Here is an 18,771-nt window from a genome sequence, read left to right as displayed (position 1 = left end):
GCGGACGTGACGGGAGCGACGGGGATGCGCCGGGGCCGCCGTCTCGCGATCGATGTCGGGGACGCCCGGATCGGGGTCGCCTCGTGCGACCCCGACGGGATCCTCGCCACACCGGTGGAGACCGTGCCGGGGCGTGACGTCCCGGCGGCCCACCGGCGGCTGAGGCAGATCGTCGAGGAGTACGAGCCGATCGAGATCATCATCGGTCTGCCGCGCTCCCTCGGCGGCGGCGAAGGGCCCGCGGCCGCCAAGATCCGGGCCTTCGCACGGGAGATGGCCCGCTCGGTGTCACCCCTTCCGGTGCGGCTGGTCGACGAGCGGATGACGACGGTGACGGCCAGTCAGGGACTGCGCGCCTCGGGCGTGAAGTCCAAGAAGGGCCGCTCCGTCATCGACCAGGCCGCCGCCGTGGTGATCCTCCAGAACGCCCTCGAGTCCGAACGGGCGTCGGGCAGAGCACCCGGTGAAGGCGTCGAGGTGGAGGGCTGATCGCGATACGGTAACGTTCCGCGCGATGCGGCGGTGTTCGAACAAGCACCGCACAGCGAAGAGGCGGAACGTCGCCTCGCGGCTCTAGGGGATCGATGACTGAGTATGGCCGGGGCCCCGGCTCCGAACCGTGGCATCCCGAGGACCCCTTGTACGGGGACCAGGGATGGGGGGGACAGCAGTCCGCCCACGGCCGGGGCCAGTACGGCGGCGGGCAGCAGCCCCATCCCCAGGACCCCTATGCCCAGGATCCGTACCACCAGGACGCGTACCACCAGGACCCGTACGGTCAGGGCGGCTACGCGCAGCAGCCGCAGGACCCGTACGCGCAGCACCCGCAGGCGTCCGATCCGTACGGGCAGCAGTACCACCAGCAGCCCGCGTACGGAACCCCGCAGGATCCGTACGCGCAGCAGCAGCCGCAGGGGCACCAGCCGCAGCGGCCCCAGCAGCCCTCCCACCACAACGGTGGCTGGGACCCGGGGCAGCAGCCGGCCGCGCCGTACGACGCCCACGCGGCCGACCCGTACGGCGGTCGGCCGGCGGGCCAGGGCGAGATGCCCGACCAGTACGGCACGCCGGACGCCTACCCGCCGCCGCAGCCCCCGTCCGGTCGTGACACCGCTCCCGGACCGGCCCCCGCGAAGAACCCCGACTGGGACCCGGAGACCGAACCGGAGGAGACCCACCCCTTCTTCACCGGCGCCGACGCCCCGGGCGGCAAGGACGACCACGGCGACGAGGACGACGACCCGCCCGCCTCGCGCCGGGCCGCACGCGGCGGAGGTGAGCGCCGGGGCAAGGGCAAGGGCAAGAAGAAGAGCCGCAACGGCTGCGCCTGTCTGGGCGTCGCGGTGGTCCTGGTCGGCGGCCTCGGCGGGGTCGGGTATCTCGGCTACTCGTTCTGGCAGGACAAGTTCGGCGCGCCGCCGGACTACTCCGGACAGGGAACCGGCCAGGTCGAGATCGAGATCACGAAGGGCCTCTACGGCTACGACATCGGCAACATCCTGAAGGAGAAGGGTGTCGTCAAGAGCGTCGACGCGTTCGTGGCCGCGCAGAAGGAGAACCCCAAGGGCGGACAGATCCAGGCCGGGGTCTATCTGCTCCACGAGAAGATGTCCGCGGCCGAGGCCGTCAAGATGCTGGTCGACAACAAGAACCAGAATCTTCTGGTGATTCCCGAGGGACGCCGCAACGTCCAGATCTACGAGCTGATCGACAAGAGGCTGGGCCTCAAAAAGGGCACGACCAAGGAAGTCGCCGCATCCAAGGCGTCCGACCTCGGTCTGCCCGAGTGGGCCGGCAATGACAAGGACATCAAGGATCCGCTGGAAGGGTTCCTCTATCCGGTCGCGTATCCGGTCACCAAGGGGACCAAGCCGGAGGCCGTTCTCAAGGCGATGGTCTCCCGGGCCAACGAGGAGTACGACAAGCTCGACCTCGAGAAGGCCGCCAAGGAGCACGATCTGGACGGTCCCTGGCAGGTCCTCACCGTCGCAAGCCTCGTCCAGGCCGAGGGTCTCACGCACGACGACTTCCGCAAGATGAGCGAGGTCGTCTACAACCGCCTGAAGCCGGACAACACGATCACGAATCGCAAGCTCGAATTCGACTCCGCGTTCAATTACCTCAAGAACCAGAGCAAGATCAAGATCGGCTCCAACGAGATCCGTAGCAATCCGGATCCGTACAACACCTATTACCACGAAGGTCTTCCGCCGGGGCCGATCAGCAATCCGGGCGCCGAAGCCCTGCGTGCCACGCTCAATCCCACCGGTGACGGGTGGATGTTCTTCATCTCGCTCGACGGCAAGAAGACCCAATTCACCAAGACGGCCGCCGAGCACGAGAAGCTCAACGACAAGTTCAAGGAACTGCATGGCCTCAAATGACCGGCGCCGGGCGGCCGTCCTCGGCTCGCCGATCGCCCACTCGCTCTCCCCGGTCCTGCACCGGGCCGCGTACGCCGAACTCGGCCTCACCGACTGGACGTACGACCGCTTCGAGGTCGACGAGGCGGGCCTGCCCGCCTTCCTGGAGGGCCTCGACGCCTCCTGGGCCGGGCTGTCCCTGACCATGCCGCTCAAGCGCGTGGTCATCCCGCTGCTGGACTCCATCAGCGAGACCGCGTCGTCGGTGGAGGCCGTCAACACGGTCGTGTTCACCCGGGACGGCCGGCGGACCGGTGACAACACCGACGTCCCCGGCATGATCGCCGCCCTGCGGGAACGCGGCGTCGAGAAGGTCGAATCGGCCGCCGTGCTCGGCGCCGGGGCGACCGCGTCCTCGGCGCTCGCCGCACTGTCCGAGATCTGCGCGGGACCGGTCACGGCGTATGTGCGCAGCGCGGAACGCGGCCGGGAGATGCACGGCTGGGGCGAACGACTCGGCGTCGACGTCAGGACCCGCGACTGGTCACGGGCCGCCGAGGCGCTGCGCGCCCCCCTGGTCGTCGCCACCACCCCGGCCGGTGCCACCGACGCGCTGACCGGCGACGTGCCCGAGCGGCCCGGCACGCTCTTCGACGTGCTGTACGAGCCCTGGCCGACCGGACTCGCCGCCTCGTGGGCGGCCCAGGACGGCACAGTCATCGGAGGTCTCGACCTCCTGGTGCACCAGGCGGTGCTCCAGGTCGAGCAGATGACCGGCCGCGCGCCCGCTCCTCTCGCGACCATGCGACAGGCCGGGGAAGCGGCGCTCGCTTCCCGCTGACCTCGTGTTCCGGCCGCCGGGAGGCGTCCGCCTGCTGGACCGGCGACCGGTTCACGCCCCCGGACGTGGGAGGATCGAGGGCGGCGGGCCAGGGCCGCGCACCCGGTCGCGCCGTCGCAGTTCGAGGCGCGAGCATGAGGAGCACCGTTGAGCAGGTTGCGCTGGCTGACCGCCGGGGAGTCGCACGGCCCCGCACTCGTGGCGACGCTGGAGGGTCTTCCCTCCGGTGTCCCGATCACCACTGGGATGGTGGCGGACGCGCTCGCGCGGCGGCGGCTCGGATACGGCCGCGGGGCGCGGATGAAGTTCGAGAAGGACGAGGTCACGTTCCTCGGCGGGGTCCGCCACGGCCTCACCCTGGGCTCCCCGGTCGCCGTGATGGTGGGCAACACCGAGTGGCCCAAGTGGGAGCAGGTCATGTCGGCCGACCCGGTCGACCCCGAGGCGCTGGCCGAACTGGCCCGCAACGCCCCGCTCACCCGCCCGCGCCCCGGCCACGCCGACCTCGCGGGCATGCAGAAGTACGACTTCGACGAGGCCCGGCCGATCCTGGAGCGCGCCAGCGCCCGGGAGACCGCGGCCAGGGTCGCGCTCGGCACCGTTGCCCGGTCGTACCTCAAGGAGACGGCCGGCATCGAGATCGTCAGCCACGTGGTCGAGCTGGCCGCCGCCAAGGCGCCCCGCGGCGTCCTCCCGACCCCCGCCGACGTCGAACGGCTCGACGCCGACCCCGTGCGCTGCCTCGACCCCGACGCGAGCGAGGCGATGGTCGCGGAGATCGACCAGGCACACAAGGACGGCGACACCCTCGGCGGGGTGGTCGAGGTGCTCGCGTACGGGGTGCCCGTCGGCCTCGGCTCGCACGTCCACTGGGACCGCCGCCTCGACGCCCGGCTCGCCGCCGCGCTGATGGGCATTCAGGCCATCAAGGGCGTCGAGGTCGGTGACGGCTTCGACCTGGCCCGCGTCCCCGGCTCCCGGGCGCACGACGAGATCCTGGTCACCGAGGACGGCATCAGGCGCGCCTCCGGCCGCTCGGGCGGCACCGAGGGCGGTCTGAGCACCGGCGAGCCGCTGCGGGTCCGCGCCGCGATGAAGCCCATCGCGACGGTGCCGCGCGCCCTCGCGACCGTCGACGTCGCCACCGGCGAGGCCGCCAAGGCCCATCACCAGCGCTCCGACGTCTGCGCCGTCCCGGCCGCGGGCATCGTCGCCGAGGCGATGGTCGCCCTGGTCCTGGCCGACGCCGTCGCGGAGAAGTTCGGCGGCGACAGCGTCACCGAGACCCGCCGCAACGTGCGCTCGTACCTCGACCACCTGAGGATCCGATGAGCGGCCCGCTGATCGTCCTCGTCGGACCGATGGGCGTCGGCAAGTCCACCGTCGGGCAGCTGCTCGCCGAACGGCTCGGCACCACCTACCGGGACACCGACGCGGACATCGTGGCGGCCGAGGGCCGGGAGATCTCGGACATCTTCGTCGACGACGGCGAGCCCCGCTTCCGTGAGCTGGAGCGGGCCGCCGTACGGACCGCGGCCGCCGAGCACGAGGGCGTCCTCGCCCTCGGCGGCGGCGCGGTCCTCGACGCGGGCACGCGGGAACTGCTGTCCTCGCTGCCCGTCGTCTACCTCTCGATGGACGTCGAGGAGGCGGTCAGGCGCACCGGCCTCAACGTCGCCCGCCCGCTGCTGGCCGTCAACCCGCGCAAGCAGTGGCGCGAGCTGATGGAGGCCCGCCGCCCTCTGTACACCGAGGTCGCCCGGGTGGTCGTCGCCACCGACGGCCGCACCCCCGACGAGGTCGCCCAGGCGGTCCTCGACGCAATGGAGTTGAAGAAGGAGACATGACGGACGCAGTGACCCGCATCCACGTCGCGGGCAGCGCGGGCACCGACCCGTACGACGTGCTGATCGGCCGGCAGCTCCTCGGCGAACTGCCCACGCTCATCGGCGACTGGGCCAGGCGCGTCGCGGTCCTGCACCCCGAGGCGCTCGCCGAGACCGGTGACGCGGTCCGCCAGGACCTCGCCGAGCAGGGCTACGAGGCCATCGCCGTCCAGGTGCCCAACGCGGAGGAGGCCAAGACCGCCGAGGTCGCCGCGTACTGCTGGAAGGCCCTGGGCCAGTCCCACTTCACGCGTTCCGACGTCATCGTCGGCATCGGCGGCGGAGCCACCACGGACCTGGCCGGATTCGTCGCCGCGACCTGGCTGCGCGGGGTGCGCTGGATCGCCGTGCCGACGACCGTGCTCGCCATGGTCGACGCGGCGGTCGGCGGCAAGACGGGCATCAACACCGCCGAGGGCAAGAACCTCGTCGGCGCCTTCCACCCGCCCGCCGGGGTCCTGTGCGACCTCGCCGCCCTGGACTCGCTGCCCGTCCACGACTACGTCAGCGGCCTGGCCGAGATCATCAAGGCCGGATTCATCGCCGACCCCGCGATCCTCGACCTGATCGAGGCGGACCCCGAGGGCGCCCGTAAGCCCACCGGACCGCACACCGCCGAGCTGATCGAACGTTCCATCCGGGTCAAGGCCGAGGTCGTCTCCGGCGACCTCAAGGAGTCCGGACGGCGCGAGATCCTCAACTACGGCCACACGCTGGCCCACGCCATCGAGAAGAACGAGCGCTACAAGTGGCGGCACGGCGCGGCCGTCTCGGTCGGCATGGTCTTCGCCGCCGAGCTGGGACGACTGGCCGGACGTCTCGACGACGCCACCGCCGACCGGCACCGTGCCGTCCTGGAGTCCGTCGGGCTGCCCCTGACCTACCGCGGCGACCAGTGGCCCAGGCTGCTGGAGACCATGAAGGTCGACAAGAAGTCCCGCGGCGACCTGCTGCGCTTCATCGTCCTCGACGGACTCGGCAAGCCGACCGTGCTGGAGGGCCCCGACCCGGCCGTCCTGCTCGCCGCGTACGGGGAGGTGTCGGCGTGAGCCGCCGGGTCCTGGTCCTCAACGGACCGAATCTCGGCCGGCTCGGGTCCCGCGAACCCGACGTGTACGGGGCCACCTCGTACGCCGGACTCGTCGAGACCTGCCGGGCCGTCGGCGAGGAGCTCGGCATGGACGTCGAGGTCCGCGAGACCAACGACGAGGGGGAGCTGATCCGCTGGCTCCACGAGGCCGCCGACGGTTCGGTCCCGGTCGTCCTCAACCCGGGCGCCTTCACCCACTACTCGTACGGGATGCGGGACGCGGCGGCCCAGCGCACCGCCCCGCTGATCGAGGTGCACATCTCGAACCCGTACGCGCGGGAGGAATTCCGCCACACCTCCGTGGTCGCGGCGGTCGCCACCGGGACCGTGGCCGGATTCGGCATCGGTTCCTACCGCCTCGCCCTGCGTGCCCTCGCGGACGAGGTGACCGGCTGACGGACCGGCACATCCGACGGCCGGCCGGGCACTGTCGGCCGTCCCCGTCCGTTCATCCTGTGGCGGCCGGGGACGGTACGGTTGCCGTCCCAGTCCCAGTCGCTTGTACGAGACGGAGTGGCACCGGATGCAGCACGCAGTGGGGGCACCGCTGCCACCGCCCCAGGGCCCGGCGAACGGGCCGCACCAGGCACGGCACCCAGGCCACCCCGGCCCCCCGGGCCCGCCGCCCCCCGCCGCGCCCGCCGGAGGGGGCTGGGGCGGCCCGGCCCCGCAGCACGCCCCCGGACCTCCCGCCAGGGAGGTCACCGGACACGTCCCGCTGCCCCCCGGCGGGCCAGTCCCGCTGCCCGCGCCGCCGGCCGGTGCCGGTACCGGCACCGCGACGCTCGCCGTCCTGTTGATCGGCCCGGCGGGGGCGGGCAAGACCACCGTGGCCCGGCTCTGGGCCGGCCGCCGCCGCGTCCCCACGGCCCACGTCAGCCTCGACGACGTCCGTGAATGGGTCTGCTCCGGCTTCGCCGACCCGCAGTCGGGGTGGAACGAGCACTCCGAGGCGCAGTACCGCCTCGCCCGCCGCACCTGCGGCTTCGCCGCCCGCAACTTCCTCGCCAACGGCATCTCCTGCATCCTGGACGACGCCGTCTTCCCCGACCGGCCCGTCGTCGGCCTCGGTGGCTGGAAGCGTCATGTCGGCCCAGGGCTGCTGCCCGTCGTCCTGCTGCCCGGCCTGGAGGTCGTGCTGGAGCGCAACGCCGCCCGCAGCGGGAACCGCCGCCTCTCCGACGAGGAGGTCGCCCGCATCCACGGCCGGATGGCGGGCTGGTACGGCTCCGGCCTGCCGATCATCGACAACTCGACGTACGACGTGGAGACCACCGCGCGGGTCCTGGACGACGTGCTCGCCCGTTCCATAACGAGCCCGCCCTCCTGGTGAGCCGCCGGTGAGCCGCGTCCGGACGGCGCTCCGGGGGAGGCCCTTGCGGGCGCCGTTCCCGGGCCGGGGACGGCCCGTCCGCGGCCCCGGTCGGACGCGCTGACCGAGCACGCCCGGGCCGGTCCTCGTAGGCTCGTGACATGTCAGACGTGTACGCCGTCCGTCGCGGGCTGCTCCGCGACCGGTGCGCAGCCGTCGGATCCGCGGCCGCGCTGGTCTCCCGTCCCGCCAACGTCCGCTACCTCGCGGGCGGGGCGCCCCCCGGCGCCGTGCTGCTGCTCGGTCCCGGCGAGGACGTGCTGCTGCGCCCCCGTGACGCGGTCGGTGAACCCGGGGACGGGCGGACCGACGACCGGCTGCGGGTGGCGTCCCTGTCGGCCGCCGACGGGGATCCGGTGGTCGCCGCCGCCGAACTGGCCGCGTCGTCGGGCGCGGACTCCCTGGCCGTCGAGGAGCACCATCTGACGGTCTCGCGCCACCGCGCCATGGGATCGGTGGTCCCGCGGGTCCGGCTGGCCGATCTCGGCCCCACCGTCGAACAGCTCCGGGTGGTCAAGGACGAGGAGGAGATCGCGTGTCTGCGGATCGCCGCCGAGATCACCGACCAGGCCCTGGGGGAACTCCTCGAATCCATCCTGGTCGGCCGCACCGAGCGGCACCTCGCCCTGGAGCTGGAACGCCGGCTGGTGGACCACGGGGCCGACGGCCCGGCCTTCCCCACCTCCGTGGCCACCGGGCCCAACTCCGGCCGGGGCCGCCACCGCCCCACGGACCGGCGGGTGGAGGAGGGGGACTTCCTCTCCGTCTGCCTCGGCGCCAACTACCGCGGCTACCGCTGCGAGATCGGCCGCACGTTCGTGATCGGGACGGCGCCCGCCGACTGGCAGATCGAGCTGTACGACCTGGTCTTCGCCGCCCAGCGGGCCGGGCGGGAGGCCCTCGTCCCCGGCGCCGCCTACCGCGACGTGGACCGCGCGGCCCGCTGTCTCCTGGACTCGGCGGGCCACGGCGGCAGCCTCGCGCCCTGCACCGGGCACGGTGTGGGACTGGAAATCGACGAGGACCCGCAGCTGGCACCCGCGGCCATGGGTAAACTGGACGCTTGCGTGCCGGTCACCGTCGAACCGGGGGTCCACCTCCCGGGCCGGGGCGGGGTCCGGATCGATGACACGCTCGTCGTGCGCCCCGAGGCGGACGGCGGACCCGAGCTACTCACCATTACGACCAAGGAGCTGCTCGCGCTCTGACGCGTTTCCTCGGTCGTTCCACCAGCTTCAGTCCAGGAGATTCCGCAACCGTGGCTTCCACGAACGACCTCAAGAACGGCCTGGTGCTCAAGCTCGACGGAGGCCAGCTCTGGTCCGTCGTCGAGTTCCAGCACGTCAAGCCCGGCAAGGGCCCGGCCTTCGTGCGCACCAAGCTCAAGAACGTGCTCTCCGGCAAGACCGTCGACAAGACGTTCAACGCCGGCGTGAAGGTCGAGACGGCCACCATCGACCGCAGCGACATGCAGTTCTCGTACATGGACGGCGACTACTTCGTCTTCATGGACATGGACACGTACGACCAGCTCATGGTCGACCGCAAGGCTGTCGGCGACGCCGCCAACTACTTGATCGAAGGCTTCACCGCCACCGTCGCCCAGCACGAGGGCGAGGTGCTCTACGTCGAGCTGCCCGCCGCCGTCGAGCTGACCGTCCAGCACACCGAGCCGGGCGTCCAGGGCGACCGCTCCACCGGCGGCACCAAGCCCGCCACCCTGGAGACCGGCTACGAGATCGGTGTCCCGCTCTTCATCACCACGGGTGAGAAGATCAAGGTCGACACCCGCACGGGCGACTACCTCGGCCGGGTGAACAGCTGACCGTGGCTGCCCGGACCAAGGCCCGCAAGCGCGCCTTCCAGATCCTCTTCGAGGCCGACCAGCGCGGCACATCCGTGCAGACCGTCCTCGCGGACTGGGTGCGGCACGCGCGGGCCGACCACCGCCAGCCGCCGGTCACCGAGTACACGATGGAGCTCGTCGAGGGGTACGCGCGGCACGCGGACCGCATCGACGAACTCATCGTGACCTACGCGGTGGACTGGGAGATCGACCGCATGCCGGTCGTCGACCGGAACATCCTGCGGCTCGGCGCGTACGAGCTGATATGGGTCGACGAGACCCCGGACGCGGTGGTGATCGACGAGGCGGTCCAGCTCGCCAAGGAGTTCTCCACCGACGAGTCCCCGTCCTTCGTGAACGGCCTGCTGGCCCGCTTCAAGGACCTCAAGCCGAACCTCCGCCGGGCGCAGTAGCCCCGCGAGACGTTCTTCGGCGGTCGTGGAGCCCGCGGTCGGACCGGCCGCGGGCTCCACGACGTCCAGCAAATCGACCGCGGCCCGCCGCGGCCCCCGTGCCGGCGACCGCCGGGGAGCCGTCGGTGCGAGCCGCGCACGGGACGAAAAAGCCGTGCCGACCGGACACCCGGGAAGGGGATGCCCGCGTCGGCACGGCGACACGTTTTCTTCGGGGGAGGGGCTCAGCCCTCCTCGTGGGCGACGGCACGGCGCGCGTCCGCGTCGAGCACACCCCAGCTGATCAGCTGCTCCGTGAGCACGGACGGCGACTGGTCGTAGATCACGGCCAGCGTGCGCAGGTCGTCCTGGCGGATCGAGAGCACCTTGCCGTTGTAGTCACCGCGCTGGCTCTGGATCGTCGCGGCGTAGCGCTGGAGCGGTCCGGCCTTCTCCTGCGGGACGTGGGCGAGGCGCTCCAGGTCCAGGACGAGCTTCGGCGGCGGCTCGGCGGCTCCGCCGGGCGTCGTGCCGGGCAGGAGCTCCTGCACCGGGACCCCGTAGAAGTCCGCGAGCTCGGCGAGTCGCTGCACGGTCACGGCGCGGTCACCGCGCTCGTACGAACCGACCACGACGGCCTTCCAGCGGCCCTGCGACTTCTCCTCCACGCCGTGGAGGGAGAGGCCCTGCTGGGTGCGGATGGCGCGGAGTTTGGCCCCGAGCTGTTTTGCGTATTCGCTGGACATAAGGCTCCCCGGACGCTGGAACAATGCGCGGCTCCGCCGCGTTGCTGGTAACTCACTGTGAGGTTACGCAGCGTTACTTGGCTGCGTCAAGCCGAACGGTCCGGACCGACACCCGCGGGGGTGCGGTCGGAGCCCGGCACAAGCCCTGCTACCGTGGATGACGCAAATTCGACGTCCTTTAAAGTCCGTCCCGTGAGGCGGAGAAGGAGGTCCGTTTCTTATGGACGCACAGCATGAACCCCCCGGCAATGCGGCACGCCCCGTTCTGGAGGCCCCCGACATCTCCCGGGCACTGACCCGCATCGCCCACGAGATCGTCGAACGCGCCAAGGGCGCCGACGACGTGGTGCTCCTCGGCATCCCGACACGTGGCGTCTTCATCGCCCGTCGACTGGCCGAAAAGCTTCAGGAGATCACCGGCAGGAAGATGCCGGTCGGCTCCCTCGACATCACCATGTACCGCGACGACCTGCGGCTGCGCCCGGCGCGCGCCCTGGCCCGCACCGAGATCCCCGGCGAGGGCATCGAGGGCCGTCTGGTGGTCCTGGTGGACGACGTCCTCTTCTCGGGCCGCACGATCCGCGCCGCGCTCGACGCCCTGGGCGACATCGGCCGTCCCCGCGCCGTGCAGCTCGCGGTCCTCGTCGACCGGGGACACCGCGAACTCCCGATCCGCGCCGACTACGTCGGAAAGAACCTCCCCACGTCGCTGCGGGAGACGGTCAAGGTCCAGCTCGCCGAGGAGGACGGCCGTGACGCCGTGCTGCTCGGTGTCCAGCGGGCCGTCCCGGTCGGCGAGCAGTAGCCGCACTTCACCCGTACGGAGGACCCTGAGCCCGTACGGCCGCTTCCGCACGCCCGCATGCCTGAATCCTCCCTCCTTCGGAGAACACCCAGATGAAGCGCCACCTCATCTCGGCCGCCGACCTCACCCGCGACGACGCCGTCCTGATCCTCGACACCGCCGAGGAGATGGCCCGGGTCGCCGACCGGCCGATCAAGAAGCTCCCCACCCTGCGCGGCCGTACCGTCGTCAACCTCTTCTTCGAGGACTCGACGCGTACCCGCATCTCCTTCGAGGCCGCCGCCAAGCGCCTCTCCGCGGACGTCATCAACTTCTCCGCGAAGGGCTCGTCCGTCTCCAAGGGCGAGTCGCTCAAGGACACCGCGCTGACCCTGGAGGCGATGGGCGCCGACGCCGTCGTCATCCGGCACGGCGCCTCCGGCGCCCCGTACCGGCTCGCCACCTCCGGCTGGATCGACGGTGCCGTCGTCAACGCGGGCGACGGCACCCACGAGCACCCCACCCAGGCCCTCCTGGACGCCTTCACGATGCGTCGCCGCCTCGTCGGCGCCGACAGCGGCCTGGGCCGGGACCTGGAGGGCCGCCGGATCACGATCGTCGGCGACATCCTGCACAGCCGGGTCGCCCGTTCCAACGTCCACCTGCTGACCACGCTCGGCGCGCACGTCACGCTCGTCGCCCCGCCCACGCTCGTCCCGGTCGGTGTCGAGCAGTGGCCGTGCGAGGTCAGCTACGGCCTCGACGAGGTGCTGCCGAAGTCCGACGCGGTGATGATGCTGAGGGTGCAGCGCGAGCGGATGAACGCCGCGTACTTCCCGACCGAGCGCGAGTACTCCCGCCGCTACGGCCTGGACGCCGACCGCATGGCGCGGATGCCCGGGCACGCCGTCGTCATGCACCCCGGCCCGATGGTCCGGGGCATGGAGATCACCGCGGAGGTCGCCGACTCCGACCGCTGCACGGCCGTCGAGCAGGTCGCCAACGGCGTCTCGATCCGCATGGCCGTCCTCTACCTGCTGCTGGGCGGCGCCGAGCCCGCCGCCCCGGCCACCCCGTCGCCCGCCGTCCCCGCCCGTACCGAGGAGAACCAGTGACCATGAGCAAGACCCTTATCCGCGGTGCGAAGGTCCTCGGCGGCGAGGCCCAGGACGTCCTGATCGACGGCGAGACCATCGCCGCCACCGCCCGGACGGGCGAAATCGACTGGAGTGGCACCGGTCTCGACGCCGGGGACGCGACCGTCGTCGACGCCGTCGGCCGGATCCTGCTGCCCGGCCTGGTCGACCTCCACACCCACCTGCGCGAGCCCGGCCGCGAGGACTCCGAGACCGTCCTCACCGGCACGAAGGCCGCGGCCGTCGGCGGCTTCACCGCCGTGCACGCCATGGCGAACACCTTCCCGGTCGCCGACACCGCCGGCGTCGTCGAGCAGGTCTGGCGGCTGGGCAGGGAGTCCGGCTACTGCGACGTGCAGCCCGTCGGCGCCGTCACCGTCGGCCTGGAGGGCAGGAAGCTCGCCGAGCTCGGTGCCATGCACGACTCGGCCGCCGGGGTGAAGGTCTTCTCCGACGACGGAAAGTGCGTCGACGACGCGGTGATCATGCGCCGCGCGCTGGAGTACGTGAAGGCGTTCGACGGGGTCGTCGCCCAGCACGCCCAGGAGCCCCGGCTCACCGAGGGCGCCCAGATGAACGAGGGCGTCGTCTCCGCGGAACTCGGCCTCGGCGGCTGGCCCGCCGTCGCGGAGGAGTCGATCATCGCCCGCGACGTCCTGCTCGCCGCCCACGTCGGCTCCCGGGTGCACATCTGCCACCTGTCGACCGCCGGGTCCGTCGAGATCGTCCGCTGGGCCAAGTCCAAGGGCTGGGACGTCACCGCCGAGGTCACCCCGCACCACCTGCTCCTGACCGACGAGCTCGTACGGACCTACGACCCGGTCTACAAGGTGAACCCGCCGTTGCGCACCGAGGCCGACGTCATGGCCCTGCGCGAGGCGCTGGCCGACGGCACCATCGACTGCGTCGCCACCGACCACGCCCCGCACCCGCACGAGGACAAGGACTGCGAGTGGGCCGCCGCCGCCATGGGCATGGTGGGCCTGGAGACCGCGCTCTCCGTCGTCCAGCAGACCATGGTGGACACCGGGCTGCTGGACTGGGCGGGCGTCGCGGACCGGATGTCGTTCCGTCCGGCCACCATCGGCCGGCTCGACGGACACGGCCGTCCCGTCTCGGTCGGTGAGCCCGCCAACCTCACCCTGGTCGATCCGGCATACCGTGGTGTGGTGGACCCCGCGGGCTTCGCCTCCCGCAGCCGCAACACCCCCTACGAGGGGCGCGAGCTGCCGGGCCGAGTCACTCACACCTTCCTGCGGGGCCGTGCCACGGTCGTCGACGGGAAGCTCGCGTGACATCACTCACCCCCCTGTACCTCCAGCTCGCCGCCGAGCAGAAGTCGGCCGAAGTGACCGACTGGGCCGCCCGCATCAGCTGGGTCGTCGGACTGCTCGTCTTCATCGCCTTCGTCTACTGGCTGATGCGCCAGGGATGGAAGTGGCGCGGCAGCCTCCAGTCCGATCTGCCGGAGCTCCCGACCGCGCCGGAAGGGTTCGCGGACGGCGCGGAGCCGCTGACGCTGTCCGGCCGGTACCACGCCTCGACGACCGCCGGACAGTGGCTCGACCGGATCGTCGCCCACGGCCTCGGCACCCGCAGCCGGGTCGAGCTCACCCTGACCGACCGGGGCCTGGACGTCGTGCGCCCCGGCGCGGCCGACTTCTTCGTCCCGGCCGCCGCGCTGCGCGGGGCCCGGCTCGACAAGGGCATCGCGGGCAAGGTCCTCCCCGAGGGCGGCCTGCTGATCATCACCTGGGCCCACGGCGACAAGCTGATCGACTCCGGGTTCCGCTCCGACCGCTCGGCCGAGCACCCGGCCTGGGTCGAGGCCATCGAACAACTCACCAGCACTACGGAAGGCATCGCACGATGACGACCTCCGCCCGGGGAGCCGGCAGAGCTCCCGCCGTACTCGTCCTGGAGGACGGCCGCGCCTTCCGCGGCCGTGCCTACGGGGCCGTGGGGGAGACCTTCGGCGAAGCGGTGTTCTCCACCGGCATGACCGGTTACCAGGAGACGCTGACCGACCCCTCCTACCACCGCCAGGTCGTCGTGATGACCGCCCCGCACGTCGGCAACACCGGCGTCAACGACGAGGACCCCGAGTCGAAGCGGATCTGGGTCTCCGGCTACGTCGTCCGCGACCCCGCCCGGGTGTCCTCCAACTGGCGCGCCCGGCGCTCGCTCGACGACGAACTGGAGAGCCAGGGCGTCGTCGGCATCAGCGGCGTCGACACCCGTGCCCTCACCCGCCACCTGCGCGAACGCGGCGCCATGCGCGTCGGCATCTTCTCCGGCGACGCGCTGGCCGACGAGGCCGCGCTGCTGGCCCGCGTCCAGCAGGCGCCCCAGATGGTGGGCGCCGACCTCTCCGCCGAGGTCGCCACGGAGGAGGCGTACGTCGTCCCCGCGATCGGCGCCAAGAAGTTCACCGTCGCCGCCGTCGACCTCGGCATCAAGGGCATGACCCCGCACCGGATGGCCGAGCGCGGCGTCGAGGTGCACGTGCTGCCCGCCACCGCCACGCTGGAGGACGTGTACGCGGTCGAGCCCGACGGCGTGTTCTTCTCCAACGGTCCCGGCGACCCGGCCACCGCCGACCACCCGGTCTCCGTCATGCGAGGCGTCCTGGAGCGCGGCACCCCGCTCTTCGGGATCTGCTTCGGCAACCAGATCCTGGGCCGCGCCCTCGGCTTCGGCACCTACAAGCTGAAGTACGGGCACCGCGGGATCAACCAGCCCGTGCAGGACCGTACGACCGGAAAGGTCGAGGTCACCGCGCACAACCACGGCTTCGCCGTCGACGCCCCGCTCGACAAGGTCACCGAGACGGAGTTCGGCCGCGTCGAGGTCTCCCACGTCTGCCTGAACGACCAGGTCGTCGAGGGGCTGCGGCTCCTGGACCGGCCCGCCTTCAGCGTCCAGTACCACCCCGAGGCGGCCGCGGGCCCGCACGACGCCGCGTACCTCTTCGACCGTTTCGTCTCCCTGATGGAGGACCGGCGTGCCTAAGCGCTCCGACATCCAGTCCGTCCTGGTCATCGGCTCCGGGCCGATCGTCATCGGACAGGCCGCCGAGTTCGACTACTCCGGCACCCAGGCCTGCCGCGTGCTCAGGGCCGAGGGCCTGCGCGTCATCCTGGTCAACTCCAACCCGGCCACGATCATGACCGACCCGGAGATCGCCGACGCCACCTACGTCGAGCCGATCACCCCCGAGTTCGTCGAGAAGATCATCGCCAAGGAGCGCCCCGACGCGCTCCTGCCCACCCTGGGCGGCCAGACCGCGCTCAACACCGCGATCTCCATGCACGAGAACGGCGTCCTGGAGAAGTACGGCGTCGAGCTGATCGGCGCCAACGTCGAGGCCATCCACAAGGGCGAGGACCGCGACCTGTTCAAGGGCGTCGTCGAGGCCGTCCGTGCGAAGACCGGCCACGGCGAGTCCGCCCGCTCGGTCATCTGCCACTCCATGGACGAGGTCCTCGCGGGCGTCGACACGCTCGGCGGCTACCCCGTGGTCGTCCGCCCCTCCTTCACCATGGGCGGCGCCGGCTCCGGCTTCGCGCACGACGAGGAGGAGCTGCGCCGCATCGCCGGCCAGGGCCTGGCGCTCTCCCCGACCACCGAGGTGCTCCTGGAGGAGTCCATCCTCGGCTGGAAGGAGTACGAGCTGGAGCTGATGCGCGACAGGAACGACAACGTCGTGGTCGTCTGCTCCATCGAGAACTTCGACCCGATGGGCGTCCACACCGGTGACTCGATCACCGTCGCCCCCGCGATGACGCTCACCGACCGCGAGTACCAGCGGCTGCGCGACATCGGCATCGCGATCATCCGCGAGGTCGGCGTCGACACCGGCGGCTGCAACATCCAGTTCGCCGTCGACCCGGTCGACGGCCGGATCATCGTCATCGAGATGAACCCGCGGGTCTCCCGCTCCTCGGCGCTCGCCTCGAAGGCCACCGGCTTCCCGATCGCCAAGATCGCGGCCAAGCTGGCCGTCGGCTACACGCTCGACGAGATCCCCAACGACATCACCGAGCAGACCCCGGCCTCCTTCGAGCCGACCCTCGACTACGTCGTGGTCAAGGCCCCCCGGTTCGCCTTCGAGAAGTTCCCCTCCGCCGACTCCACCCTCACCACCACCATGAAGTCGGTCGGCGAGGCCATGGCGATCGGCCGGAACTTCACCGAGGCGCTCCAGAAGGCGCTGCGCTCCCTGGAGAAGAAGGGCTCACAGTTCTCCTTCACCGGCGACCCCGGCGACAAGGACGAACTGCTCGCCGCGGCGGTCCGCCCGACCGACGGCCGGATCAACACCGTCATGCGCGCGATCCGGGCCGGTGCCACCCAGGAGGAGGTCTTCGAGGCCACCAGGATCGACCCCTGGTTCGTCGACCAGCTCTTCCTGATCAAGGAGATCGCCGACGAGCTGGCCGCGGCCGACGAACTCGTCCCCGAACTGCTCGCGGAGGCCAAGCGGCACGGCTTCTCCGACCAGCAGATCGGCGAGATCCGCGGGCTGCGCGAGGACGTGGTCCGCGAGGTGCGGCACGCGCTGGGCGTGCGCCCGGTGTACAAGACGGTCGACACCTGCGCCGCCGAGTTCGCGGCGAGGACGCCGTACTTCTACTCGTCCTACGACGAGGAGAACGAGGTCGCACCGCGCGAGAGGCCCGCGGTCATCATCCTCGGCTCCGGCCCGAACCGCATCGGCCAGGGCATCGAGTTCGACTACTCCTGCGTCCACGCCTCCTTCGCACTGAGCGACGCGGGCTACGAGACCGTGATGGTCAACTGCAACCCGGAGACCGTCTCCACCGACTACGACACCTCCGACCGCCTGTACTTCGAGCCGCTGACGCTTGAGGACGTGCTGGAGATCGTGCACGCGGAGACGCTCGCGGGCCCGGTCGCCGGTGTCGTCGTCCAGCTCGGCGGCCAGACCCCGCTCGGTCTGTCGCAGGCGCTCAAGGACAACGGCGTCCCCGTCGTCGGCACGCCCCCGGAGGCCATCCACGCCGCCGAGGACCGCGGCGCCTTCGGCCGCGTCCTGGCCGAGGCCGGGCTGCCCGCGCCGAAGCACGGCACCGCCACCACGTTCGGCGAGGCCAAGGCCATCGCGGACGAGATCGGCTACCCCGTCCTCGTACGCCCGTCGTACGTGCTCGGCGGGCGCGGCATGGAGATCGTCTACGACGAGGCCCGGCTCTCCTCGTACATCGCCGAGTCCACCGAGATCAGCCCCACCCGGCCGGTCCTGGTCGACCGCTTCCTCGACGACGCGATCGAGATCGACGTCGACGCGCTCTACGACGGCACCGAGCTCTACCTCGGCGGCGTCATGGAGCACATCGAGGAGGCCGGCATCCACTCCGGCGACTCCGCCTGCGCGCTGCCCCCGATCACCCTCGGCGGCTTCGACATCAAGCGGCTGCGGGCCTCCACCGAGGGCATCGCGAAGGGCGTCGGCGTCCGCGGACTGATCAACATCCAGTTCGCGCTCTCCGGCGACATCCTGTACGTCCTGGAGGCCAACCCGCGTGCCTCGCGCACGGTCCCCTTCACCTCGAAGGCGACCGCCGTCCCGCTCGCCAAGGCCGCCGCCCGGATCTCCCTGGGCGCGACCATCGCCGAACTGCGCGCGGAGGGCCTGCTCCCGGCGCACGGCGACGGCGGCACCCTGCCGCTCGACGCCCCGATCTCCGTCAAGGAGGCCGTCATGCCGTGGTCGCGCTTCCGCGACATCCACGGCCGCGGCGTCGACACCGTCCTCGGCCCGGAGATGCGCTCCACCGGCGAGGTCATGGGCATAGACTCGGTCTTCGGCACGGCGTACGCCAAGTCGCAGTCCGGCGCCTACGGGCCGCTGCCCACCAAGGGCCGCGCGTTCATCTCGGTGGCCAACCGCGACAAGCGCTCGATGATCTTCCCGGCGCGCGAACTCGTCGCCCACGGCTTCGAGCTGCTCGCCACCTCCGGCACCGCCGAGGTCCTCAAGCGCAACGGCATCCACGCCACCGTCGTGCGCAAGCAGTCCGAGGGCACCGGCCCGCAGGGCGAGCGCACCATCGTCCAGCTGATCCACGACGGCGAGGTCGACCTGATCGTCAACACGCCGTACGGCACCGGCGGCCGACTCGACGGCTACGAGATCCGCACCGCCGCCGTGGCCCGGTCCGTGCCGTGCCTGACGACGGTCCAGGCGCTCGCCGCCGCCGTCCAGGGCATCGACGCGCTCACCCACGGAGACGTCGGCGTCCGCTCCCTCCAGGAACACGCGGAACACCTGATCGCCGCCCGCGACTAGCC

General features: G+C 71.5%; 18 protein-coding genes. 17 read left to right on the top strand and 1 reads right to left on the bottom strand.

Going from position 1 to position 18,771, the window contains the following annotated elements:
• Window positions 1-24: 24 nt before the first annotated feature.
• From ruvX to nusB, 11 genes are all read left to right on the top strand, one after another.
• A complete protein-coding gene (gene ruvX / locus AB0E67_RS19310; protein WP_362028360.1) occupies window positions 25-489 on the top strand; it encodes a Holliday junction resolvase RuvX in 465 nt (154 codons plus the stop codon).
• 95 nt (window positions 490-584) lie between these two features.
• The gene (gene mltG, locus AB0E67_RS19305; protein WP_362028064.1) at window positions 585-2,384 is read left to right on the top strand and encodes an endolytic transglycosylase MltG; all 1,800 of its coding nucleotides are present in this window, start codon (window positions 585-587) and stop codon (window positions 2,382-2,384) included.
• Window positions 2,371-3,204, top strand: a complete 834-nt coding sequence (locus AB0E67_RS19300) for a shikimate dehydrogenase (RefSeq protein WP_362028061.1) — start codon at window positions 2,371-2,373, stop codon at window positions 3,202-3,204. Before mltG ends, AB0E67_RS19300 begins: the two co-directional genes overlap by 14 nt.
• Before the next feature lie 147 nt (window positions 3,205-3,351).
• A complete protein-coding gene (gene aroC, locus AB0E67_RS19295) occupies window positions 3,352-4,536 on the top strand; it encodes a chorismate synthase (protein WP_362028058.1) in 1,185 nt (394 codons plus the stop codon).
• Window positions 4,533-5,051, top strand: coding sequence for a shikimate kinase (locus AB0E67_RS19290; protein ID WP_360114622.1), 519 nt, complete (start codon window positions 4,533-4,535; stop codon window positions 5,049-5,051). Before aroC ends, AB0E67_RS19290 begins: the two co-directional genes overlap by 4 nt.
• On the top strand, window positions 5,048-6,139 hold the full coding sequence (gene aroB / locus AB0E67_RS19285; RefSeq protein ID WP_362028055.1) for a 3-dehydroquinate synthase: 1,092 nt from the start codon (window positions 5,048-5,050) through the stop codon (window positions 6,137-6,139). Before AB0E67_RS19290 ends, aroB begins: the two co-directional genes overlap by 4 nt.
• On the top strand, window positions 6,136-6,576 hold the full coding sequence (aroQ, locus tag AB0E67_RS19280; protein WP_362028052.1) for a type II 3-dehydroquinate dehydratase: 441 nt from the start codon (window positions 6,136-6,138) through the stop codon (window positions 6,574-6,576). The genes aroB and aroQ overlap by 4 nt, the downstream gene beginning before the upstream one ends.
• 127 nt (window positions 6,577-6,703) lie before the next feature.
• Window positions 6,704-7,513 (top strand): Pro-rich N-terminal domain-containing protein, encoded by an 810-nt coding sequence (locus AB0E67_RS19275; RefSeq protein ID WP_362028049.1) that lies wholly within the window; start codon window positions 6,704-6,706, stop codon window positions 7,511-7,513.
• Window positions 7,514-7,653: 140 nt separating this feature from the next.
• Window positions 7,654-8,760, top strand: a complete 1,107-nt coding sequence (locus AB0E67_RS19270; RefSeq protein ID WP_362028046.1) for an aminopeptidase P family protein — start codon at window positions 7,654-7,656, stop codon at window positions 8,758-8,760.
• A gap of 50 nt (window positions 8,761-8,810) precedes the next feature.
• Complete coding sequence (efp, locus tag AB0E67_RS19265; RefSeq protein WP_073787608.1) at window positions 8,811-9,377, top strand: elongation factor P; 567 nt, start codon at window positions 8,811-8,813, stop codon at window positions 9,375-9,377.
• Window positions 9,378-9,379: 2 nt separating this feature from the next.
• Window positions 9,380-9,811, top strand: coding sequence for a transcription antitermination factor NusB (nusB, locus tag AB0E67_RS19260; RefSeq protein ID WP_362028043.1), 432 nt, complete (start codon window positions 9,380-9,382; stop codon window positions 9,809-9,811).
• 224 nt (window positions 9,812-10,035) lie between these two features.
• Here nusB and bldD read toward each other — a convergent pair whose 3' ends face one another.
• A complete protein-coding gene (bldD, locus tag AB0E67_RS19255; protein WP_030355502.1) occupies window positions 10,036-10,536 on the bottom strand; it encodes a transcriptional regulator BldD in 501 nt (166 codons plus the stop codon).
• A gap of 220 nt (window positions 10,537-10,756) precedes the next feature.
• On the opposite strand from bldD, the gene pyrR reads away from it, so the two are divergent.
• The 6 genes from pyrR to carB all read left to right on the top strand — a co-directional run bounded on the left by pyrR (window position 10,757) and on the right by carB (window position 18,769).
• Window positions 10,757-11,341, top strand: a complete 585-nt coding sequence (pyrR, locus tag AB0E67_RS19250) for a bifunctional pyr operon transcriptional regulator/uracil phosphoribosyltransferase PyrR (RefSeq protein WP_351631423.1) — start codon at window positions 10,757-10,759, stop codon at window positions 11,339-11,341.
• 92 nt (window positions 11,342-11,433) lie between these two features.
• Window positions 11,434-12,435 (top strand): aspartate carbamoyltransferase catalytic subunit, encoded by a 1,002-nt coding sequence (locus tag AB0E67_RS19245; RefSeq protein ID WP_362028039.1) that lies wholly within the window; start codon window positions 11,434-11,436, stop codon window positions 12,433-12,435.
• A 2-nt stretch (window positions 12,436-12,437) separates the two neighbouring features.
• The gene (locus AB0E67_RS19240; protein WP_362028036.1) at window positions 12,438-13,751 is read left to right on the top strand and encodes a dihydroorotase; all 1,314 of its coding nucleotides are present in this window, start codon (window positions 12,438-12,440) and stop codon (window positions 13,749-13,751) included.
• Window positions 13,748-14,329, top strand: coding sequence for a hypothetical protein (locus AB0E67_RS19235; protein ID WP_362028034.1), 582 nt, complete (start codon window positions 13,748-13,750; stop codon window positions 14,327-14,329). Before AB0E67_RS19240 ends, AB0E67_RS19235 begins: the two co-directional genes overlap by 4 nt.
• Complete coding sequence (gene carA, locus AB0E67_RS19230; protein ID WP_362028031.1) at window positions 14,326-15,468, top strand: glutamine-hydrolyzing carbamoyl-phosphate synthase small subunit; 1,143 nt, start codon at window positions 14,326-14,328, stop codon at window positions 15,466-15,468. Before AB0E67_RS19235 ends, carA begins: the two co-directional genes overlap by 4 nt.
• Window positions 15,461-18,769 carry a carbamoyl-phosphate synthase large subunit gene (gene carB / locus AB0E67_RS19225; protein ID WP_362028028.1) on the top strand — a complete coding sequence of 1,103 codons (3,309 nt, stop codon included), beginning with the start codon at window positions 15,461-15,463 and terminating at the stop codon, window positions 18,767-18,769. The genes carA and carB overlap by 8 nt, the downstream gene beginning before the upstream one ends.
• Window positions 18,770-18,771: the final 2 nt, after the last annotated feature.

The sequence above is a fragment of the Streptomyces sp. NPDC032161 genome (genome assembly GCF_040636995.1).
Classification (GTDB): Bacteria; Actinomycetota; Actinomycetes; order Streptomycetales; family Streptomycetaceae; genus Streptomyces.
The sequence above is the reverse complement of the archived record's forward strand: the minus strand, read 5'-3'. Positions and strand labels throughout refer to the sequence as shown.